General features: G+C 58.1%; 20 protein-coding genes and 3 pseudogenes. 8 read left to right on the forward strand and 15 right to left on the reverse strand.

What is annotated here, in order from left to right; translation table 11 throughout:
• Nucleotides 1-207: 207 nt before the first annotated feature.
• Nucleotides 208-549 carry a helix-turn-helix domain-containing protein gene (locus AC1Q5O_RS26030; protein ID WP_055971907.1) on the forward strand — a complete coding sequence of 114 codons (342 nt, stop codon included), beginning with the start codon at nt 208-210 and terminating at the stop codon, nt 547-549.
• Between the two features lie 3 nt (nt 550-552).
• On the opposite strand, the gene AC1Q5O_RS26035 is transcribed toward AC1Q5O_RS26030, so the two are convergent.
• Genes AC1Q5O_RS26035 through AC1Q5O_RS26060 form a run of 6 tightly spaced genes read right to left on the reverse strand, consistent with a single transcriptional unit; the run spans nt 553 to nt 3,888 of the window.
• Entirely contained in the window at nt 553-1,044 is a 492-nt protein-coding gene (locus AC1Q5O_RS26035) for a hypothetical protein (RefSeq protein ID WP_055971910.1), read from the reverse strand.
• A 33-nt stretch (nt 1,045-1,077) separates the two neighbouring features.
• Entirely contained in the window at nt 1,078-1,449 is a 372-nt protein-coding gene (locus tag AC1Q5O_RS26040) for a lactonase family protein (protein ID WP_055972013.1), read from the reverse strand.
• A gap of 8 nt (nt 1,450-1,457) precedes the next feature.
• Nucleotides 1,458-1,772 carry a hypothetical protein gene (locus AC1Q5O_RS26045; RefSeq protein WP_055971913.1) on the reverse strand — a complete coding sequence of 105 codons (315 nt, stop codon included), beginning with the start codon at nt 1,770-1,772 and terminating at the stop codon, nt 1,458-1,460.
• Entirely contained in the window at nt 1,773-2,396 is a 624-nt protein-coding gene (locus AC1Q5O_RS26050) for a thermonuclease family protein (RefSeq protein ID WP_055971916.1), read from the reverse strand.
• Entirely contained in the window at nt 2,393-3,028 is a 636-nt protein-coding gene (locus tag AC1Q5O_RS26055) for a thermonuclease family protein (protein ID WP_055972016.1), read from the reverse strand. The genes AC1Q5O_RS26050 and AC1Q5O_RS26055 overlap by 4 nt, the downstream gene beginning before the upstream one ends.
• A gap of 17 nt (nt 3,029-3,045) precedes the next feature.
• Nucleotides 3,046-3,888 (reverse strand): thermonuclease family protein, encoded by an 843-nt coding sequence (locus AC1Q5O_RS26060; RefSeq protein ID WP_235916750.1) that lies wholly within the window; start codon nt 3,886-3,888, stop codon nt 3,046-3,048.
• On the opposite strand from AC1Q5O_RS26060, the gene AC1Q5O_RS26065 reads away from it, so the two are divergent.
• The 5 genes from AC1Q5O_RS26065 (at nt 3,860) to AC1Q5O_RS26085 (ending at nt 7,919) form a co-directional block, all read left to right on the forward strand.
• The gene (locus tag AC1Q5O_RS26065; RefSeq protein WP_235916752.1) at nt 3,860-4,255 is read left to right on the forward strand and encodes a hypothetical protein; all 396 of its coding nucleotides are present in this window, start codon (nt 3,860-3,862) and stop codon (nt 4,253-4,255) included. The genes AC1Q5O_RS26060 and AC1Q5O_RS26065 overlap by 29 nt on opposite strands.
• 139 nt (nt 4,256-4,394) lie before the next feature.
• The gene (locus tag AC1Q5O_RS26070; protein ID WP_055971924.1) at nt 4,395-5,144 is read left to right on the forward strand and encodes a ParA family protein; all 750 of its coding nucleotides are present in this window, start codon (nt 4,395-4,397) and stop codon (nt 5,142-5,144) included.
• 3 nt (nt 5,145-5,147) lie between these two features.
• On the forward strand, nt 5,148-5,549 hold the full coding sequence (locus AC1Q5O_RS26075; RefSeq protein WP_055971927.1) for a hypothetical protein: 402 nt from the start codon (nt 5,148-5,150) through the stop codon (nt 5,547-5,549).
• 5 nt (nt 5,550-5,554) lie between these two features.
• Nucleotides 5,555-5,947, forward strand: a complete 393-nt coding sequence (locus AC1Q5O_RS26080) for a hypothetical protein (RefSeq protein WP_055971929.1) — start codon at nt 5,555-5,557, stop codon at nt 5,945-5,947.
• A complete protein-coding gene (locus AC1Q5O_RS26085; RefSeq protein ID WP_235916756.1) occupies nt 5,913-7,919 on the forward strand; it encodes a relaxase/mobilization nuclease domain-containing protein in 2,007 nt (668 codons plus the stop codon). Before AC1Q5O_RS26080 ends, AC1Q5O_RS26085 begins: the two co-directional genes overlap by 35 nt.
• A 19-nt stretch (nt 7,920-7,938) precedes the next feature.
• Here the strand turns inward: AC1Q5O_RS26085 and AC1Q5O_RS26090 are convergent, their stop codons facing one another.
• The 4 genes and pseudogenes from AC1Q5O_RS26090 to AC1Q5O_RS26105 all read right to left on the reverse strand — a co-directional run bounded on the left by AC1Q5O_RS26090 (nt 7,939) and on the right by AC1Q5O_RS26105 (nt 12,955).
• Entirely contained in the window at nt 7,939-8,571 is a 633-nt protein-coding gene (locus tag AC1Q5O_RS26090) for a hypothetical protein (RefSeq protein ID WP_055971933.1), read from the reverse strand.
• A 96-nt stretch (nt 8,572-8,667) separates the two neighbouring features.
• Nucleotides 8,668-9,333, reverse strand: a complete 666-nt coding sequence (locus tag AC1Q5O_RS26095) for an acyl-homoserine-lactone synthase (protein WP_055972026.1) — start codon at nt 9,331-9,333, stop codon at nt 8,668-8,670.
• 166 nt (nt 9,334-9,499) lie between these two features.
• A pseudogene (locus AC1Q5O_RS26100) lies at nt 9,500-11,891 on the reverse strand (thiamine pyrophosphate-binding protein).
• 46 nt (nt 11,892-11,937) lie between these two features.
• Nucleotides 11,938-12,955: pseudogene (locus AC1Q5O_RS26105) on the reverse strand (1-aminocyclopropane-1-carboxylate deaminase).
• Between the two features lie 154 nt (nt 12,956-13,109).
• On the opposite strand from AC1Q5O_RS26105, the gene AC1Q5O_RS26110 reads away from it, so the two are divergent.
• Nucleotides 13,110-13,586 (forward strand): Lrp/AsnC family transcriptional regulator, encoded by a 477-nt coding sequence (locus AC1Q5O_RS26110; protein WP_055971936.1) that lies wholly within the window; start codon nt 13,110-13,112, stop codon nt 13,584-13,586.
• A 12-nt stretch (nt 13,587-13,598) separates the two neighbouring features.
• On the opposite strand, the gene AC1Q5O_RS26115 is transcribed toward AC1Q5O_RS26110, so the two are convergent.
• The 3 genes from AC1Q5O_RS26115 to AC1Q5O_RS26125 all read right to left on the reverse strand — a co-directional run bounded on the left by AC1Q5O_RS26115 (nt 13,599) and on the right by AC1Q5O_RS26125 (nt 17,200).
• Nucleotides 13,599-14,345: a helix-turn-helix transcriptional regulator gene (locus tag AC1Q5O_RS26115; protein ID WP_062653207.1), complete on the reverse strand. Its 747-nt coding sequence runs from the start codon at nt 14,343-14,345 to the stop codon at nt 13,599-13,601.
• A gap of 239 nt (nt 14,346-14,584) precedes the next feature.
• Nucleotides 14,585-16,012, reverse strand: a complete 1,428-nt coding sequence (locus tag AC1Q5O_RS26120; protein WP_492566963.1) for an ISNCY family transposase — start codon at nt 16,010-16,012, stop codon at nt 14,585-14,587.
• Between the two features lie 177 nt (nt 16,013-16,189).
• Nucleotides 16,190-17,200, reverse strand: a complete 1,011-nt coding sequence (locus AC1Q5O_RS26125; protein ID WP_492566965.1) for an IS30 family transposase — start codon at nt 17,198-17,200, stop codon at nt 16,190-16,192.
• Between the two features lie 184 nt (nt 17,201-17,384).
• Here AC1Q5O_RS26125 and AC1Q5O_RS26130 point away from each other — a divergent pair.
• Nucleotides 17,385-18,154, forward strand: a pseudogene (locus AC1Q5O_RS26130) (DDE-type integrase/transposase/recombinase); the annotation flags it as partial.
• Nucleotides 18,155-18,235: 81 nt separating this feature from the next.
• Here AC1Q5O_RS26130 and AC1Q5O_RS26135 read toward each other — a convergent pair.
• A complete protein-coding gene (locus tag AC1Q5O_RS26135; protein WP_082572663.1) occupies nt 18,236-18,685 on the reverse strand; it encodes a thiol-disulfide oxidoreductase DCC family protein in 450 nt (149 codons plus the stop codon).
• Between the two features lie 326 nt (nt 18,686-19,011).
• A complete protein-coding gene (locus tag AC1Q5O_RS26140; RefSeq protein WP_062653188.1) occupies nt 19,012-19,941 on the reverse strand; it encodes an electron transfer flavoprotein subunit alpha/FixB family protein in 930 nt (309 codons plus the stop codon).
• Between the last annotated feature and the right edge of the window lie 21 nt (nt 19,942-19,962).

The raw sequence follows: 19,962 nt of genomic DNA on the forward strand, positions 1-19,962 counted from the left end.
ATAACAAGCTTGTGAACTGCCCCGTTTAAAATATGGACAACAATTGGTTTACGCTTGGGCGGTGTGGTTTGCAGTCGACGGGTAACGGATGAGCAAAAGAGTTTCAAGGATATTTCCAATGCGCCGCCATGGCGCGCCTTGCCGTCACCTTGTCGGCATGTGCGTCTGTCGCTGCGTAAGTACGGTCCTGTCCGGGGATGGTGGCCGATGCCTCGTCTGAAACGCGAGCCGCCTGTCGAGGCCGTCGACATTTCTGTACTCGACTCCCTGTCGTTCCAGGAGAGGCTTGCCATTGGCCTCGAACGGTTGAAGGCCCAGCGCAAGTTGACAAATCGGGATCTGGCCGAGCAACTCGGCGTGCACGAAGCATATATATCGCAGGTGACGCGTGCGCTGCGGGACGTCAAGCTGTCGACGCTCGACAAGATGCAGCGTGAGTGGGATGTTGTCATCGAGGATTTACTCAAGATCACCGAAGCCGACCTCCCTCGGGTAGCGGTCTGGAAAGCCCGCCGCAAGAAACAGAAATCTGCCGAGACAGACCAGTGAGCGCTAGTGGTTCAGGTTGAACCAGAACCTCTCTTTCACCCCGTCCTCGTTTGGAATATCGAAATAGTAGGGATCCGCGCGCCGCGGGCGCGGAGTGGCGACCTGCTGTATGCAGCTTTCGCCATCCCGATTGCTGTTGAAGTAGTGGCCCGAGGTCCCGCAGACATTGACCGTTTTGATGCACTGGTTGGGTTCACCCCGCCAATTGTTGTCGCCGCCTGAAGAAGAGTAGCCGACAGTCGTTCCCGCGGGGCAATCCTCGTAGGTTTCGTGGCCCGGCTTACCGGAATTGGCCTCGTGGCAAATCGGCCAGGAGAAGCCGGGCTTGGACATGGCGGTGATGAGTTTTTGCATGGGTGGAACGCAATAGGGGACGCCATGCCAGGATGGGCTTTTCGATGCGGCACACAGCAGAACCTGACATCCCCATTCGGCGTCCTGTGCCTTTGCTGACACCCCAGAAAACGTGCTTATCAAGCCTGCGGCCAAGAACATGATCGCTTTCACCGTCCGTCTCCTTTGAGTGATCTATTGGATCTGCACCCAGGTGCCGTCGATTTTCGCAAAAGACAGGGTGCCGGGCTGCGTCGTACCCGCGAAGGAACCGCTTGTTGTTGTGATGATGCCGGTACAGGTGACACCGGGTACGGCCTGACGAGGTTTGCACTCCGAGATGCGGATCGAGCGGCCCGATTTGGCGATCGCGGCACTCGCTTGACTGTCGTCGGGAAAGTCAAATGTCGGCTGCCGTTGAAGCTCACTCTCGAGCCGCGCGACCTCCTGTTCAAGCTCCGCCATCCTGTCGGCCCGTTCAAACTCGTTGATCGTGTACCCGCCGGCAGATCCCACGACGAAAGCAATGCCGGCGGCGACAAGCGATCCGTAGTCGAGCTTCTTCATCGGCAACCTCAATATCCTTCGATCCCGAGGCGCTTCAGGATAGCGATCGGATTGGTTTCGCACTCCGATTTCCATTCGCGATGCTTGGCGCAGGCGTAGGCGTATTGGCTAAGGTCGGCCGAAGACAGGTCTGCAAGCCTGTTGCCAACCGCCTTCCATTGCTGCACGTCTGCCGGATCACAACCAGCACCGCCCGCACCGCAAAAGTCCGGATCGCGTTGCTCGATCTGGGTTTGGGTGGCGCCGTCCTGCGCGCCGGCGGCAACCGGAGAAACAGCCAGTAGAATGGCAATAATGGTCGAAGTTTCGAAAGGGCGTTTCATTTAACCTCCGTGCACCTGCGTGAACGACAGTGCTTTGTCGGGAGTGACGGGCAGGGGCAGAGGAAGCCCCTCTTCTGTGGCCGACGCGGGGCCATCAGACACATCACCAGGCTCTGGCGATGCATTGCAGAGCCAGGGAGGAGACAGGTCAGGCGACGACCAGATGCCGAAACCAAGCCCTCTCGCCCTTCTTTCAATATCGAAATAGGCCGGGACTTGGGGTTCATTACGATAGTTGAAGGCGTAGCCGATCCCTTCCGCGATTGCCGTCGCTGCAAGATTTGTCTCGCCAACAAAACAATGCGCGATCAGGTTCTTGTTGCTGTCGCGACCTATAGGCGCGCAGTTGACGTCCTGGCCAAGAGTTCGAAGGATCATCCAGGCACGCGAGACCTGACCGACAGGCCATGTCACACCTTCGGTCGTTGCGTTCTGCGCCAGTCTGGGGGCTTCATATCCAGCCAGACGGATAAGCTGACGCGTTTTGACGAACTCGAATGTGGTGCCATCAATGACCTGAACCTTGCCGTATATCTGACGGGGAACGTCGGATGGGCGGGCTTGCGCCAGCGTCCCTGTCGGGATGAGGGCGAGGACAATCGTCAAGATGGTGGCAAGCTTCATCGCGACACTCCGGCTTGTTGCATCAGAACAGAGACGGGGTGCGGCAAATCGGAATAGTCCCAAAGACCCGCGCGGGCGGTGCGGGCGCTTTCCTCGGCGACTCTATATCCGGGAACAATGACCTGGCCAGTGCTGTCGACTGCCGCAAATCCCCATCCTTGCGCGATAACGTAGGTCGCAAGATCATATCGGTGCTCCCCGGCAGTCGTCTGGCATGCAACCACGGCATTGTTCTGGTCGACCAACTGAATGGTGGCGCAGACGGGCTTTGTGTCCCTGACCAACGCCTGCATCATGATCACGTTGAGTTCACCGCAGTCGCGCGAAGTCCCCTGAGATAGGGCAACGGTAGTCCCGCGCAGGCATGACTGTAGACCATAGAGCCGGTACCGTCGCCCGTTTGAGACCCAGCTATCGCCGGTCTCAAACTGCGCATGCGTCGGGAATGGTGTGAATGCGGAAGATGGCGGAAGCGCCGCGTCTTCCGTGGGAGGAGCATCAGCTTGCGATGCCTGGACGGGAACGACCGGCAGCCTAGAAGGCTGCATTTGTGTTAACTCGCCACCGGTGAGCATCGGCATTATGACGAAGCCTGCGTAGAAGCCGGAGACTGCGATCGTGGAAATAAGCATCAAAGTTCCGATCCGCATCAGTGCATTGTCGGATTTGCGCGGTAACGCTCGCCGTAGGGATGGAGGAAATGGGCGCTGGCCCAGATACCGGCTTTCGTTCCTCGCGCGCCTTGTTCCGCCCGAGCATATTCCGGGAAGATGGGCTGGCCAGTCCGATCACGGAAAGCAAACGCCACTCCTTTGCTGATCAGCACCTCGGAAAGTGATCGCACCGTGTCTCCGTCCATGAAAAAGCATTCCGCATATCGAACCGTCGGCTCGCCTGGGGTCCGCCCGAGCTCATGGCAGGGGAATGCAGTGCCAGCGATAGCCTGTACCTCGCCGATGGTCGCCGTCATCGCGGCAAGCGAGATCATGGCACAGGTGGCTCTGACACCCGAATATTCGAGTGGCTCGGTCGAAAGGCAACCCTGAAGGCCTGCGAGTTTAATGATCGTTCCATCCGCAGCGAGAAACGCGCTGCCGCCCAACGCGGCTTTCGGGCTGACACTTTGAAGATCGAGTCGCGTTGTGATCGAGGATGTATCGAGTGGTGTTGGCGACGCGGGGACCAGGTCCTGCCCCTGAACATAGGCCTGCTGGTAGTAGCTCACGAACTCCCCAGCCGCATCCGCCCTCACTGTTTCGGGCAGTGAGACCAGAGCACCAAAAAGGCCATAAATGAGGTGGCGAGAAGATCGCCATGCGCCATTCTTCATGTTCGCATCCGTCACCTGTTGACTTTTTTGAACATGCACGAAATTGTACTGTAGTGCAAGTATGGAAAAGCTCTGAAAATTGAGGTAAGGTTGTTCAGACGTTTGATTTGTGTGTGGGGATAAGAGGATGGCGATGTATCGGAAGGCGCTCACGGTCTTCACTCTTCCATTCCGCGCTGTTTGGTTGTTGATCAAGATTGCAGGCTTTTTGCTGGTGTCAGCGGCATGCCTTCTGGTTGCGGCCTTCGTCGGCTACTGGATCGTCCTGACGGTTTCCTATGCTTTTCTGCCGCTTGAAACGACCGAGAACATTTGGGCGTGGGCTTCCAATCTCTATGATCGATTGGCTTGGTTCAAGGCGGCGACAATCGCCGCGTTCTTGCTGCTCATCCTCCCGATCCTTCGGTTTTGGCCGGGCGGAGATCCGATTGTCGAGGCGTTACGTGAGCGCGACATGAGGCGGTTTCAGGAGGGCGTAGTCGCAGCCCGACTACAGGAAGAAGTAAGAGCAAAGCTTCGCGGCCGATAAGAGAAAGCGTTTCCCTCGTGTCAGGTGGGGAGCGAAGGCAACTTGCCGAATCGGATGGATTTCGATCTTCCGCATGCGAACGTGTGGGCGGGATCGGTTGATCGTGACATCGGTTTCGGCTCAAAGGGTGAGAAATCCAATGATAGTCAAACCTCTCTCGCTCGCCATATCGACCTTCAAAGGCGGGGCCGGAAAGTCGACCCTGAACGTCAATCTTGCTGCGGAGTTCGCCCAGCAAGGTCACAGGACGCTTCTGATCGATTGCGACGAGCAGGAATCGTCGACGCGCTGGTTTAATGTATCCATGAAGCGGGGGCTGTTACCGACCGACGGAACATTGTTACATTTGCGCGTAGCGCCGGGAGACAGATTCCGTGAGCGACTCGACAAGGCTCCGGAGGCAGATATCCGGATCTATGATGTCGGCGGTTATGTGCATCAACGTGCGATCGAGGTTTACCACGAGTGCGATGCAATCCTCATTCCGGTCATTCCTGAGCCGACGGCTGCAACATCGGCAATCAAAGTCGCTACAATTTTGACGGAGATAGGCCGGAAGCGGGATCGTGGGCCGATCCCCTACGCGGCGATCTGGAACTACGTGGACATGATTGCGCTCAAACATAATCGATCCCTTCCCGAGGTTCATGCCATCCTGGCGAGCGGCCGGATTCCGATGGTTGAGACAGTCATCCGCAAGAGCAACCATTTCAGCGATGTCGGGGCGGGTTATGGTTCCCTCTACTCCAAGCTTGCGGGTATCGCAGACAATCCGTCGTTGACGCCGTCGGCCAAACAGCGGGCGTCAGAAAGCGTGCTCGACGCAATCGATCTGGTGAAGAGGATCAACAACGAGTTCATCGGACTTCTGCAGGCGGAGGCCGCCTAAACGATGTCGAGGGAAAGAACGCCTGCCGGAAACATTCTCGCCCTTGCCCGATCCCGTGAAGAGCAGGTTAAGGACGTGGAGGAGGCCGCGACATCGTATATGCCGACGACCATCGACCTCGACACACTCATGCCCGATGGTGATGCACAACGAGAGGAAACAGCGTCTTCTGAGGCCGATGTGCCTAAGGCCCACACGCCAGCCAGGCAAGAACGCAAGGGGCGACCTGTGGCGCCGGCGCCGGCCAAGGCGGATGGCGTGTCCAGCAAACGAAAACGGATATCGCTCTATCTCGAAGACGACGTGTTGACGAAGATTTTCAGGGTTTCGTTGGAGAGCCATGAGCAACTGTCGTCGGCAACGCACAGGCTCATCCTGGAGGCGCTGAAGGCGAGGGGGCTGTAGATCGCATGCGACAGCCGCCCATCATGTTTCGCCTACCAGATCACGTCCTGAGGAATGTCGACGCTCTCGCCGGGCGGCTCGACGTCTCCGTCAACATCGTCGCCAAGCTGATCGTCACCAGGGAGATCATGCACGTTCCCGCAATGCTCGAGGAACATGATCGGCAAATGGCGAACATGCATCAGTTTCTCCGCGAACTTGCCTGGCGCAATGAGGCATTTTTAGCGCAAGAGGTCGGACACGCCGAGGGCACCAGATTGATTGCACAGAAGCTGGATGAGGTGATGGGGTCCATCGACGCCATCCGCGATGCCGCCTTTGTTCGGCCGTCGTCTTACATTGTCGAGCTCATCAGGAAACACGATGAACAAGGTCTCCAGAAATCCCTCGAAGTCTAGACCTGAAGGTCGGCGACTGCCGAGCTATCTTGATTTGATCGAAGACGATCTGCGCCGACGTGGCGGCGGCGGAGGCGGAAAACCATCGCCGGCCGGCCAGAGCAAGAGACCGTCGACCAAGCATGCCGGCGCGGCCTCGGCGATTAGCCGGGCCGCGGGCAACAATGCTGTGGTGGTCAAGGTCCTGTCCTATGGTGCCGGTGCTGGTTCCGCCCGTAACGTGCTTGCCTACCAGAGCAAGGAAGAAAAGGCTCAGGATCAGGACGGTCGCGAAGTATCGGATCTGAACGAAGCGGTGCGTTCATGGGAAAGGGATTTCGGCAATCGCAAGGGGAGCAGCGACGTGCTGCGTCTGACTTACGAGCTTGAAAACACCCGCCGGGAAGGCGTAGCCCGCGCACTTGCTTCACTCGCCGCCGACGGTTTTCATAAAGCCGGCGACCCTGCAAGAACCTACGCCTTCAGTGTGAGCGACGGCGTAAACGGGCAAACAAGATTGCATTTCGCACTCGTTATTGCTCATGAAAAGAAGGACAGGTCGGATCGAAGCACCGGCAATCGCATTCCAGGAGAACTCGATGTGGCGCATGCGATCGATGCACGCCTGGATGAAGCTTTCCGGAAAGAGGGGCTCACCCCGATCTCGCGATACCCCGCCGAGTTCTCGTCAGGCCCGAAAGGGCTAACGGCGACGCTGCACGCCATGCAGCGCAAGGGCGCGGAGGTGACGCTTTCGACGACGACGCATGTCGAGGAGCGCCCTGGCAGGAGCGGACGTTATCTCCATGGCACTGAGCGGCGCGAAATCACCACTGCTGATCACAAGCAGCTTGCGGCAGAAGGGAAAGTCGTTGGCGCTCTGATGCAGACCCGACAGCCGCGGGATTTCATGCACCTGTTGCTGTCAGGACCGGCAAATGTCGATCGCGAAAAGCTTATTGACGCTGGCCGTGATTTCCTGAGAGAGCAATTTTCAGGGCACCGCTATGCCTCGGCAGTCCACAATCGCAGCGATCTCGACAAGCATCCACACATGCATGTGATTGTCGCCCTGCGTAACTCCAATGGCAAAATGCTCAATCCGAACATCCGCGATTTTACCGAATGGCGGCTCCGTTTCGCCGACAAGGCCCGTGAACGTGGCATCCCGATCGATCGTCAAAAGCGCCTCGAGCGGGCCGGCCCGCCTCCCGTGAAGCGTTGGGAATGGGAGATGTTCCGGCGGATGGGAGCCACGGCTCCGAGCAACGTCGTCGACAAAGTCCTGGCAAAGATTCGAGATACACCGACTTCTCCCAGATTGCAGGATGCTCAAAAGCGGCTCGATCAGAGCCGGCGCTCAGTCGGACTTGTTCTGAAGATGCTGGACGGGATAGCAAAGGACCGATCCGCTCCCAGCACGGCGCGCGAACTTAGTCAGGACCTGTCTATAGGGCTCCAACGTGAATACCAGCGGCTTGAAACAGCCGTCCGTGCCGGTCGTGACCCAACAAACGAAAAAGGAGCAGAGCACATGCTGAGATCCACACCTATAAGCGCCGCCCAGGCGAAGGCCGCGAAGGAGACTCTGGCGAGCACCGCCGTTAGCCTGGCTACAAAGATTGCCAATCCATCCGATCGGCTGATCTTCGAGCAGGCAACCAAGATCATTGGGAAAGTCGTTGGGCTCCAACTCGACTCACGCGTGGCCAAAAACCGCGATCTCGGTGAAGTCGGGAAAGACAAAAGCGGCCTTGATAGTTTGGCGACGAAATCTGCGGCCGGTCGAGATCACGTTGCAGAGCAGGGTGTCGTCAACAAGAGTTCGAACAACCGGACGATCGATCAAACGCGCATTGCCCGGTCCAATGCCGAGCACGACAGGCCCGAAGCCGATCGCGACCGTGACAAGACCCAACAACGTACGCGAGAGGCGCAAAAATCGGTCAAGCTTCGCGCTCCTCAGGAAAAAGATCGGGACCGCAGTCGCTGAAACGTTCTCCACCCTGCATCTAGGCTGAGCGACGCCGGTTCGAACTCAAGATTCTTTGGATCTCGTCGTTGAGCCATCGGGCTTCCATGGTTTCAGAGGGATAGGGAAATTGCGGATTCGTTTCGAGCGGAGAAGGAACAGGTTGATCACCTTGCACCCCAAAATAGTGGATGCCGGTTATGCCCGCCTCACTTGCTGCAAGCAGTCCCGCGGCGGTGCTACTGACCAATATGGTCTCCTTCTTTTCGACACCGTACCACTCGATCGCACGCAACACCGTATTAGCGGTAACCCTGCGGCGCCGCCCATCTCGAACTTGAAGGAGCGCGGGTTCTTGCAAAAAAGTGCCCCATCGCATCCAGAAGTCCGGTACGGCGCCTCGAGTCTTCAATAGATCGTCGAGTATCCGGGTCAGAGCCACGAATTCAGAGCTGCCGTGGGTTCCGCCGTCCATGCCCCTTGTGTCCGAAATAAAGCCGAAACGAACCCCCGCCTCACGAAGCTGCTGCAGCATCTGGACAAACACGTTGCTGACATCCCCCAACATAAAGTCGCGGGTGGAATTATTCAGTCGCAAAAGGGTGCCATCTCTTTCAAAGATGACAAGGCCCGTTGAACCAATTCTTCGCAAAATGCTGTCGCTGATGTTCATTGCCTGGCGATCAAAGCTGGCCGCCAGCTTTGCCTTCTTGAAACGAAAAACTTCAGTCCGTCCCTCCCGGTTCTGGTTGGCTTCCAGTAATACCGGTCAAGCGGTCATGAGCGCTGGCATTTCGACTTCCCGCTTGGAAAACGAACGGCCCGAATACAGGGGGACGCTGACCTGCAGGCTCTGTTGCATTTGCGCCCGCACGCGCTGTGAGACCTCGAACACTCCACAGCACACCGGAAATCTGCCATAGCCATCTGCGCGACCGAGCTCATCGAACTCAGCTCCGGCGCGCTTGTACAATCTCCGCATTTGCGGTTCATAGTTCGAGATCAGGGTATCGATGCCGTTATCGAGGGCAACTTCGCAAAGCGCCAGAAGGAGCAGACAAAAGGCACGATCAGGACGTAGGTCAAGGAGATCGCGGTCTATTGCCTCTTCGTCTATGCACATACGTGTCCCTTCCCAGATTCCCGGTGCGATGAGATCGCATGCATTGGGGAATGTCTCACGGAAGACGTCGTATAAAAGTGTGGGACCCGTCGTCGGCATGAGGCGGACCGATCCGTAGAGTTTCTCTGTGCTGTCATCACACCAGAACAGATAGGCAGGATGCAGATCGTCATATTGGTCGCGCTCGCAAGCGCCGGATACGCTAACCTTCCAGCATAATTGATCCGCAAACACTCTCTTGCGCAGTCGAAACGATTGATCAAGCAGATGCCGGTACCTGTCGAATTCGTGGGCTTGCACAAGAAGATACATCTTTGCCTCCATCGTTTGATGGTAAGCAACATGAAGATTGCTCGGATAACGATAAATACCCCAAGATGGTACCCCCAACTAGGGGTATTGCGAAAACGCCCATATTCGATAACGGCCGTCGCAAAGCCAGCAAATGTGTCTTTCATCCGCGAGCGTTTCGTGCCTGCTAAGGGAAAATGAGTGTTAGACCGTCCGGAAGCCGTTTCCCAGCAGTCAACTGGTTGACTGACTGCATCAGCGACTGCCTGTCGACGCGGAAATGGCGGTATAGATCGCGGATCGTTCCGGTTTGTCCAAAATGCTCGACGCCGTGGGAGATCGTCCGGTGCCCCGCAACGGCGCCCAGCCAAGACAAGGTCGCCGGGTGTCCGTCGATGACGGTAACGATGTCGCAGTCGCGAGGCAGGGGATCGAGCAGCGTCTCGATATGACTCCGCGCTCTCGGATTGCCGCGCGCGCTCCCTCTGCGCGGCCGTCCACCCGGCATTGAGACGGTCGGCCGACGTTACGGCGAGCACGCCGATGTCCCGTCTCGCTTCGCCGATCACACCAGCAGCGGCGATAGCCTCGTCGGCGACCGCGCCCTGATAGGCGATGACGACAGCGCAGTTCGGCCCCGGCTTGCGCAGCCAATAGGCGCCATCGATGGCGCCCTGCCGGAAGTCGTCGTCGACGCGCTTTGCCGGTTGCTCGAGCGGCTTGGTGGTGAGGCGCAGATACACCGACCCGCCGGTCTCGTCGCGCAGCCATGTGCGCTCGTCCCTCTGTCCTTCACCGTCGCGCTGTAGATAGTCGAAAGCCCATTCCATGATGACGGCAAGTTCGTCGGCAAAGGCGGGCTCGAACGCCGCCAGCCCATCCTGGCTCATGCCGATCAAGGGCGTTCCGATGGACTGGTGCGCACCGCCCTCGGGAGCCAGTGTTATGCCCGAGGGCGTGCCGACGATGATGAAGCGCGCATCCTGATAACAGGCGTAGTTGAGCGCATCGAGGCCGCGGCACACGAAGGGATCGTAGACTGTGCCGATCGGTATCAGCCGCTTGCCGAATAGGGAGTGGCTGAGGCCGGCCGCGCCGAGCAGCAGGAAGAGGTTCATCTCGGCGATGCCCAGTTCCACATGCTGCCCCTTCGGCGTAAATTCCCATTTCGCGGTCGAGGGGATGCGGTACTCGATGAAGGCATCCGCCATGGCCTCGCGGGCAAAGAGCTTGCGCCGGTTGACCCAAGGACCAAGGCTGGTCGTGCCGGTGACGTCCGGCGACGTCGTTAATATGCGAGCGGCCAGTTTGCTTTCGCCCTTGGCGAGATCGTCGAGGATCTTGCCGAAGGCGGCTTGGGTCGATATCTCGCGCGCGCTGTCGATTTCGATCGGCGGGACGTCGATGTGCGCGTCATCGTGGCGCCGGGGTCCCTTCGAGAAGAAAGGCACGTTCGCAAGAAACTGCTTCAGGTCGGGAATGTCGCCGACACTGGCGAACGGTTCCCACTCCTGCCCGGCGGCAATGCCCATATGCGCCTGCCAGTCGGCGAACTGCTTGCTGTTCATCAGCCCGCCGTGGTTGTCCTTGTGACCGGCTATCGGCGTGCCCCAGCCCTTGATCGTATAGGCGAGAAAGCAGGTCGGGCGATCGGGATCAATCCGGGCGAAGGCATCTGCCATCGTCTCCACGCAGTTGCCGCCGAGATTTTCCATCAAGGCGGCAAGCTCGGAGTCGCTGCGGCGGTCGATGAGAGAGGATATGTCGCCCTGGTCGCCGAGGTCGTCCATCAGGCGTTTCCGCCACACCGCGCCGCCCATGAAGGTCAGCGCCGCGTAGTCCTGGTTGGGGCACCGGTCTATCCAGTCCCGCAGCCGGTCTCCACCCGGCTCCTCAAAGGCTGTGCGCTGCAGGGCGCCGTATTTGACGCGAACGACATCCCAGCCGAAGGCATCGAAAATTTTCTCGATGCGCTCGAACAGTCCCTCGCGAACGATGCCGTCGAGGGATTGGCGATTGTAGTCGATGATCCACCAGCAATTGCGTAGGTCGTTCTTCCAGCCCTCCTGCAGGGTCTCGTAGATATTCCCCTCATCGAGCTCGGCATCGCCCATCAAGGCAACCATGTGGCCGCATGCCAGATCGTCCCCCCACTCCTTCGCCCGAATGAAGTCCTGGACGATGGAGGCCAGCGCCGTGATGCCGACGCCAAGCCCGACCGAACCCGTCGAGAAATCGACATCGTCTATATCCTTGGTTCGGCTGGGGTAGCTCTGCACGCCGCCCAAGCCACGGAAGTTTTCCATCTTCTCCCGCGTCTGGTTTCCCATGAGATAGTGTATGGCATGGAAGACCGGCGAGGCATGCGGCTTGACGGCGACCCTGTCCTCGGGCCGGAGCGCCGAAAAGTAGAGCGCCGTCATGATCGACACCATTGAGGCCGAACTGGCCTGATGGCCGCCGATCTTGATGCCGTCGACCTTGGGCCGGACATGATTGGCGTTGTGGATCATCCAGTGCGACAACCATAGCAGTCGCTGTTCGATGGTCTTGAGGTGCAGGCGTCGGAAATCTATCATCGGTGCGTCCACAACTGCGGTGAGGGGTCGGGCTCGGAAAGAGGGCTCAGCCCTCCCTGTAGTAATAGCTGTAGCCGTTGAGCGCCGGCGCGCCGCCGAGATGGGCATAGAGCACTCTCGATCCCTCCGGGAAAAAGCCCTTGCGCGTCAGGTCGATCATTCCCTGCATCGACTTGCCCTCGTATACCGGATCGGTGATCATTGCCTCGGTGCGAGCGGCGAGGCGGATGGCGTCGTTCGTCTCCTCCGAGGGAACGCCATAGGCCGGATAGGCGAAGTCCGGATTTATGACGATCTCGTCTTCGCGAACCTTGCGCCCCAGGCCGACCAGTTCCGATGTATTGTCGACGATCGCCCGCACCTGCGCCCGGGTCTGGTCGAGCGTACCGGAGGCATCGATCCCGATCACCCGGTCGGCGCGGTCCTGCGCGGCGACCGGGTGATCATGCCGGCCTGGGTGGAGCCCGCGACGACGCACACGACGATGTAGTCGAATTTGAAGCCGAGCGCCTCTTCCTGTTCCGCGACCTCTTCGGCGAAACCGATATAGCCGAGCGCACCGTATTTGTGCACCGATGCACCGGCGGGGATCGGGTAGGGCTTGCCGCCTTGATCCTTGACGGACTGGATAGCGTCCTCCCAGCTCTTGCGGATGCCAATGTCGAAGCCGTCGTCGACAAGGCGGCTGTCGGCGCCCATCAGGCGGGTCATCAGGATGTTGCCGACGCGATCATAAACGGCGTCATAGTGTGGCACCCAATTCTCCTGGATCACCACGCATTTCATGCCGATCTTGGCGGCGGTCGCGGCGACCATTCGTGTGTGGTTCGACTGCACCCCACCGATCGAGACAAGCGTGTCCGCACCCGAGGCGATTGCGTCCGGCACGGTATATTCCAGTTTGCGCAGCTTGTTCCCCCCATGGCGAGGCCCGAATTGCAGTCGTCACGCTTGGCGTAAATCTGCACCTTTCCACCCAGCGCTTCGGTCAGGCGTGGCAGATGCTCGATCGGAGTCGGCCCGAAGGTGAGGGGGTAGCGTTCAAAACTTGCGAGAAGGGACATCGGGGGCTCCGGAAAGGGTGGATCGGTGTTTGCACGTCACCCACAGAGTAATGGACCTTTGCTGAAAGGTGCTTCCGAAATCAGCCCTACTTATGTAGCCTATTGGATGAACGGGCGAATTAATGAAGAGAATGATCTCATCATAGGTAAAAATATGGAAGAATCTCTCAAGGGCTTATTGGACCGCGCGGATTTGCGCATCCTGCGAACGCTTCAGGCCGAAGGACGACTGACCAATGCGGAACTGGCGACCCGGGTCAATGCCAGCGCAGCAACCTGCCATCGACGCACCCAGCGCCTATTCGAAGAGGGCTACATTACCGGCGTTCGTGCCGAAATCGCACCGGCGTCGGTTGGCCTCGGGGCACTCGTTATGGTCGGCGTCGTATTGGATCGATCGACCCCGGACAGCTTTGCCGCATTCGAGGGGGCGGTCCTCGAACTGAAGGAAGTGCTGGACTGCAATCTGGTGGCTGGTGACTTCGACTATCTTTTGAAGATCCGCGTGCGCGACATGGCGGATTTCAACAAACTGCACGGCAACAAGCTGATCGCACTGCCCGGTGTCCGACAGACACGGACGTTTTTTGTCATGAAGAAAGTCAAGGACAATGCGCGCCTTCCATTCTAAGGTTGGGTCACTTCACAGGTATGGCGGCGCCGCACCCCCAAAAGGTTTGATCAGGCGCATCTGTATCGCCCGCGCGATGGTAAAGGTTATGGAGCCGCCTCCGAGTTTGTGGCGGGCTGACTTGATATAGGCGCGGATAGTATGCTCCGACAATTTTAACATGACCGCGATGTCGATGCTGTCTTTGCCCAAGGCCGTCCAATGCAGGCACTCGATTTCACGGCTCGAGAGTTGCGGAACCGGATCGTGTTCGCCGTGTAGCTGAAAGATAGCTTTATGATGGATGAGAAAGGCGACATCTGCCCATTCACTCCGGTATCGGCTGACGGTCTCGCTCCATTGATATGTAGACTGGTGTGAATTGATCGAGAAGAGTGCTCTGCGCGCCTTGTCGAGTATGGGAATGGAATAGCCGTTGGGACCGATCCCGTGATTATAGGCATCCAGCAGGAAGTCTCGGGCATTTATCGGCACTTCAACTTCACGCCAGTCGAACGGTATTTGCCTGATGAGGCCCTCACGAAGTATCGGGTCGATTTTGACATAATCGCGCAGCAGATAGCGGGAAACCCATGTCGGCCCGTAGGTGGTCCGGACGAACGGGGTGTCGACAACATCGGCCACCGTTAATGCGAGATGGTAGGTTACGAAGTCCAGACCATAGGCGCGCTGGAAGATTGGTAGGGCATCTTCGACGGTCGGTGCCGCTCCGACGTCTGCAAGAAGTTTTTCCACCCTGTTTGGTTGTTGCACTCCCATCAATCTTCCCCCTTGTGAGCAATCATTAAAGGTATTACATTTAACAAACAATCCTTGTCAAAGCTGGTTAGAGGCGCGTGCCAGCCAGCCAGTTAGAAATGCGACACTCGGCATCTCGTCTGGCTCTGACGATCAGCCCCCGATCCGACCGGCTGGGCCGGGTTGCAAGGAAGGAGCGGGGGCGGGTGAGGGTGAGGGACACCTTTCGGCTTTAGTTTTGAGACTATGGTACCAGCGGTTCATTCCGCTGCCTCCATGCGCGCGAGCGCCTTCTGCCTTTTGGCAATGACCTCCGGATCATTCATGAAGTCCGTCCGCCGGCCCGGTTTGCGGTCACGCTTTTGGTAACCGTTGCTCTGGCTGCCGTCGCGAATGCCGAACATATGATCCGTCTGCCCGGTGCGGCGAGGGCCGCTCTTGCTCCGTTGCTGTTCGCGTCCAGCCTGCATCTCCGCGACGACTGACAGCATGTCGTCTAGACGCTTGTTCTCGACGACTTCCGGCCGATGAACCGACCGCAGCTTGTCAAAGGTTCTGTAGGGTAGGGCAAAACTCTCGTGCATGATCTCGAGGCGACCGTCCGGATAATCGCAAACAATCACCTTCTGGCCGGCCAAGGGCCTGGAAACGTCGGTCGGATCGAGAATGAACAGCACCTTGTCGTAGCGCAGCGTCAGAGACTGCGACAGCGTTCGGACCTCTTTACGGCACATGGCACCGTCAAGGTTCTCATGATCAGCGAGAGGCCGATGCATGTCTTTCGGATTGCGCGGCAACTTGCCAAAACGCTTATTGAAATCTTCAACGAACTCAAGTGCATAAACATTGGCCGCATCGATTGTGCTGATGCCCCGAAGTCGCATCTCCTTCACCAGGCGATCCTGCAGCGTCTGATTGGCCCGCTCGACCCGGCCTTTGGCCTGAGGCGTGTTGGCGCAGATGATGTCGATGTTCAGCTCATAAAGCGCCCGACCGAATTGTGTCAGGCCGCTCGTCCTGTCCTTCTGCGAAGCATGGGTGGAGCGGAAAACACCATGCTTGTCGCTATAGAAGGCAAGGGGCTTACCCCATTGCTGTAGATAAGCCTTCGTTGCATGGAGATAGTCAAACGTGTTCTCCGACCCAGCAAAGCGTAGATGTAGAAGCTTTCCTGTAGCGTCATCGATGTAGACGAGGAGGGCGCATTTGGGGCCGCGGTTCTCGAACCACCAGTGATGCGAACCATCGATCTGCACCAGCTCACCAAAGCAGTCACGCCGGCCACGAGGCTGGAAAACCCGCTTCTTGCGCTCACGACGCGAAACCCAGATGCCGGCCTCGGTCATCCATTGCCGCAGCGTCTCTTTGGATACCGAGATCCGATGCAGCTCGATCAGCTTCTCCCGTGCCAGCGTCGGACCAAAATCCAGATAGTGTTCGCGGATCAGGTCCAGTGCCGCATTGCGAAACTCCTCGCTGTGGCGCCGGTTACTCGGTCGAGATCGCTTCTTCGACACAAGGCCGGCTGGACCATGAAGGTCGTAGGCCTGCAGCAGCCGATGCAACTGACTTCGACTGAGGTCGAGCAACTCGGCTGCCTGGACAACGCTAAGCCGCTCATCACGGATCTTCTGAATGACTTCGAGGCGATGCAATTCTTTCTGCGACATGGTGATCAAAAAGGACATGACGACTCCGACCGCTCATGGTCTCGACCAGGCTGAAGATCGTCATCCTCGCTCCCAACGTTGGCTTTGACCAGTGCGTCGAGAGGCAAGACTGTCGCATCTCTAACTGGCCCAACTGTCGCATTACTAAATAGCCTGTGAGTTCATGCTGAAGCGCGACTTGCGGGCAGGGCGAAGCTATCCGGTATGCCTCAGCTGTGCGAGCAGCTTCTTGCGGAAGACTTCTGCCGGTGTCCTGTATCCCAGGCATTTACGAGGCGTCTCATTGAGCTGATTGCAGATCGCGACAAGATCCGCGTCGCTTACGGATAAGGGATCGACCTCTCTCGAAAGCCATTTTCGCGCTCGCCTGTTGGTGTTTTCGACCGTGCCTTTCTGCCAGGGCGATTGGGGGTCGCAGAACCATGTCTGTGTGCCAATGCTGGCTTGCAGATAAGGCCAGTCTGTGAACTCCGTGCCTCGGTCGAACGTGATCGAGCGGCGGGCGAGGTGGGGCAGCGCCTGTAGCGCTTGCACAAGACCATCCATAACTGGCCGGGATTGCCGATCATTGTTGCGCAAGAATATCGCGAACCGGCTGACCCGTTCGACCAGCGAGGTCACATTGGCTTTCCCGAACTTCTTCCGGAACTGGATTAGGTCGCATTCCCAGTGACCAAACTGCTGGCGATCAGTAACGACATCCGGGCGGCGCAGGATGTTCAGTTCAGGGCTAAACCTCTGACCATGCTTGCGTCTTGCATGTCGTGGGCGCCGTCGAGCGCGATGCTCCGGCAGGTGACGCCAAAGCTTGATTGCGTGTCCGTCGGCGGAATATGCGAACTTGTAGATCGTTTCGTGACTGACCGAGATCGGGTGTCGCTCCAAACGCATCCGGCCAGCGATCTGCTGCGGCGACCAACCATGTTTGATCCGGTCGATAACGGACTGCCTGACATTTGAGAAGCGCACCAACTTGCGGAGCTTGGCGCGTCGTTCGCAAGCCATGTCATGGGCCGTCACGCAATAGTAGCCACTGAGATCAGGGACGACCTTGTCGACGAACATGTTGCGCTTGATCTCTCGAAAGATCGTCGAGCGATGTCGACCAAGCTTTTCGGCGATCACTTCGACACTTAGCCCAGCGGTTCTCCAGCGGGCAATCTTGCGACGTTCATCGAGGTCAATGTGGGAGTAGGTGCGTTCCATTGCATTCTCCTTGCGAGTGACAACCCATTGGTATCATTCGCAAGTCGCACTTCATCCTTGAACCCACCGCCCTTACAATCCTAGATTGCATAAGGTATATTATGGAACTATTCCTGCTGTGGTCTGCCCCCTGAAATGTGATCCTTCATGAAGTATGCCTTATGAACCTTAGAAGGACATTGAAATGGCAGCGAAAAGACACAAGGCCGAAGAGATCGTCACGAAGCTTCGTCAGGTTGACGTGCTGTATGCACAGGGGAAATCGATGGCGGAGGCGATCCGGTTGATAGGCGTGACGGAAGTTACATACGACCGGTGGCGCTCCGAATACGGTGGTTTGAAGGGCGCCCAGATAAAGCGGCTGAAAGAACTGGAGGCGGAGAATGCCGGGTTCTCGGTCAGCATCGTTCCTCACAGCGCAAGATAGCCAAGACCGCGGACGATAAAGTGGCGCTGACCGCCGACATTACGGCGCTTGCTCTCCAGTATAGCCGCTGTGGCTATCGCCGCATAACGGCGTTGCTGCATCGGGCAGGCTGGATCGTGAACGTCAAACGGGTCGAGCGTATTTGGCGGCGAGAGGGGCTGAAGGTGCGGCACAGGCAACCCAAGCGCGGTCGGCTATTGTTGAACGACAGCTCGTGTATCCGGCTTCGGCCAGAATATCCCAACCATGTGTGGTCCTATGACTTCGCCGATGATCGGGCGCACAATCGCAGGAAAATCCGCATGCTCAACGTGATCGATGAGTTCACGCGAGAATGTATTGCCATCAGGGTCGAGGGAAAGCTGAATGTCATCGATGTGATCGACGTGCTTCCTGACCTATTCATCCTAAAGGGCAACCCGACGCACATTCGTTTTGACAACGGCCCGGAGTTCATCGCCAAAGCACTCCGGGAGTGGATCGCGGCAGTGGGTGCAAAGACCGCCTATATCATGCCGGGCAGCCCACATGCACTAACATTCCAAACGGATCACTCCACGGGGGCAGGCCACGCTCCAAAGACACCATACCCCCCAGTAACAGAATTTTCACTGCATCAGTCTTTTTCTAAAGGAAGGATCGGGCGTGCCGCACAAATCTGCCCACCCGAAAATCAAATATCGATTACGGGTCAGCCAAATGTAGAGCTTGTCGCGTAAGCGTCTGGGCAACAGGCGCAAAACCAGCGTCAATCGGCCCCATCCGCCGAACACCCTTCCTGCATGCAAGACGGCATCGAAGTCCGTGTATGCTCTGCCTTCATCGATAAAAAGCCAGCTTGCGGGGTTCGTCGACTCCAGGTCATAATGGCGTAGCAGCGCAGCACCAAGAGGTGACTGTACCGGACAGATGCGCACCGTGCCGGATCGATCAAGCCGATGAATCATTTTCGCACCCCATGAGCAGATAGCGCATTCTGCGTCCATGACTGAAATCGGTGAGCTGTCATCGAAATGCGGAACCGCAGGATCGTTCCTGAAGGAAAATGGCGTAGTCATGATGGAGAAGTCTTCTCATGGTTTGTCAGATGATACAGCACTGCTATCAAGCCGATCAACCGCGAACGCTGTCAGCATTGATTTAAGCTGATCATAAGCCGCCGCCCAGTCGTACGGAAAACATGGAATTTCCACCATTTAAAAAATGGAGACAAGGATTGTGGGCCGCACGCGAGCACATTAATGGCAGTTTGCGGAAAAACGAAACCGAAGACTGAGATGCAAGACATTCGATATGGCGGACGTCGAGTCGGCCCACCAGTTCTATGCGCGTGCTCTATAGTTGCGCAGCAGAGCGGCGCAACTATAGTCCCACGACAAACCTGTCACGTCGCCTTCTGCAGTTCGGGCAGGGCTTCGAATATGTCTGCGACGAGGCCGTAGTCGGCGACCTGGAAGATCGGGGCCTCTTCGTCCTTGTTGATCGCCACGATCACCTTACTGTCCTTCATCCCCGCAAGGTGCTGGATCGCACCCGAGATGCCGCAGGCGATGTAGAGATCGGGCGCAACCACCTTGCCCGTCTGGCCAACCTGCCAGTCGTTCGGGGCGTAACCCGCATCCACCGCCGCGCGGCTTGCGCCGACGGCGGCTCCGAGTTTGTCGGCAACGGGCAGGATCACCTCGTTGAACTTCTCCGACGAACCCAACGCACGGCCGCCAGAGATGATGATCTTCGCCGCTGTCAGTTCCGGACGCTCGGAGACGGCAATCGCCTCCGACACGAACGTCGAGACACCCTTGTCGCCGGCAGAGGCAACGGCTTCGATGGCGGCCGAACCGCCTGCCGGGGCCGCCGCAAACGAGGCCGTGCGCACGGTGATCACCTTCTTCGCGTCGCTGGACTGCACCGTCTGGATGGCGTTGCCGGCATAGATCGGACGCTTGAACGTATCCGCCGAGACGACCTCGATGATTTCCGACACCTGCATCACGTCGAGAAGGGCCGCCACGCGCGGCAGCACGCTCTTGGCAACCGACGTCGCCGCGCCGATGACGACATCATAGCCGCCGGCCAGCGAGACGATCAGGTCCGTCAGCGGTTCGGACAGGCCCTGCGCATAGGCGGCGTCATCGGCCACCAGAACCTTCGCAACACCCGAGAGCTTCGCGGCGGCCTCCGCCACGGCAGACGCGCCGGAACCGGCCATCAGCACATGCACGTCGCCGCCGATCTTCGTGGCGGCGCTCAGAACCTTGGCGGTCTGTTCGGAAAGGGCCTTGTTGTCGTGTTCGGCCAGAAGAAGAATGGTCATGGTAATAGCTCCTCTCGCGTC

The organism is Phyllobacterium sp. MT110, assembly GCF_058792715.1.

Bases quoted from the DNA above. Each gene is read 5' to 3' on its own strand.
- AC1Q5O_RS26030 (WP_055971907.1), top strand. From the start codon at position 208: ATGCCTCGTCTGAAACGCGAGCCGCCTGTCGAGGCCGTCGACATTTCT.
- AC1Q5O_RS26035 (WP_055971910.1), bottom strand. From the start codon at position 1,044: ATGTTCTTGGCCGCAGGCTTGATAAGCACGTTTTCTGGGGTGTCAGCA.
- AC1Q5O_RS26040 (WP_055972013.1), bottom strand. From the start codon at position 1,449: ATGAAGAAGCTCGACTACGGATCGCTTGTCGCCGCCGGCATTGCTTTC.
- AC1Q5O_RS26045 (WP_055971913.1), bottom strand. From the start codon at position 1,772: ATGAAACGCCCTTTCGAAACTTCGACCATTATTGCCATTCTACTGGCT.
- AC1Q5O_RS26050 (WP_055971916.1), bottom strand. From the start codon at position 2,396: ATGAAGCTTGCCACCATCTTGACGATTGTCCTCGCCCTCATCCCGACA.
- AC1Q5O_RS26055 (WP_055972016.1), bottom strand. From the start codon at position 3,028: ATGCTTATTTCCACGATCGCAGTCTCCGGCTTCTACGCAGGCTTCGTC.
- AC1Q5O_RS26065 (WP_235916752.1), top strand. From the start codon at position 3,860: ATGTATCGGAAGGCGCTCACGGTCTTCACTCTTCCATTCCGCGCTGTT.
- AC1Q5O_RS26070 (WP_055971924.1), top strand. From the start codon at position 4,395: ATGATAGTCAAACCTCTCTCGCTCGCCATATCGACCTTCAAAGGCGGG.
- AC1Q5O_RS26075 (WP_055971927.1), top strand. From the start codon at position 5,148: ATGTCGAGGGAAAGAACGCCTGCCGGAAACATTCTCGCCCTTGCCCGA.
- AC1Q5O_RS26080 (WP_055971929.1), top strand. From the start codon at position 5,555: ATGCGACAGCCGCCCATCATGTTTCGCCTACCAGATCACGTCCTGAGG.
- AC1Q5O_RS26085 (WP_235916756.1), top strand. From the start codon at position 5,913: ATGAACAAGGTCTCCAGAAATCCCTCGAAGTCTAGACCTGAAGGTCGG.
- AC1Q5O_RS26090 (WP_055971933.1), bottom strand. From the start codon at position 8,571: ATGAACATCAGCGACAGCATTTTGCGAAGAATTGGTTCAACGGGCCTT.
- AC1Q5O_RS26095 (WP_055972026.1), bottom strand. From the start codon at position 9,333: ATGTATCTTCTTGTGCAAGCCCACGAATTCGACAGGTACCGGCATCTG.
- AC1Q5O_RS26110 (WP_055971936.1), top strand. From the start codon at position 13,110: ATGGAAGAATCTCTCAAGGGCTTATTGGACCGCGCGGATTTGCGCATC.
- AC1Q5O_RS26115 (WP_062653207.1), bottom strand. From the start codon at position 14,345: ATGGGAGTGCAACAACCAAACAGGGTGGAAAAACTTCTTGCAGACGTC.
- AC1Q5O_RS26120 (WP_492566963.1), bottom strand. From the start codon at position 16,012: ATGTCCTTTTTGATCACCATGTCGCAGAAAGAATTGCATCGCCTCGAA.
- AC1Q5O_RS26125 (WP_492566965.1), bottom strand. From the start codon at position 17,200: ATGGAACGCACCTACTCCCACATTGACCTCGATGAACGTCGCAAGATT.
- AC1Q5O_RS26135 (WP_082572663.1), bottom strand. From the start codon at position 18,685: ATGACTACGCCATTTTCCTTCAGGAACGATCCTGCGGTTCCGCATTTC.
- AC1Q5O_RS26140 (WP_062653188.1), bottom strand. From the start codon at position 19,941: ATGACCATTCTTCTTCTGGCCGAACACGACAACAAGGCCCTTTCCGAA.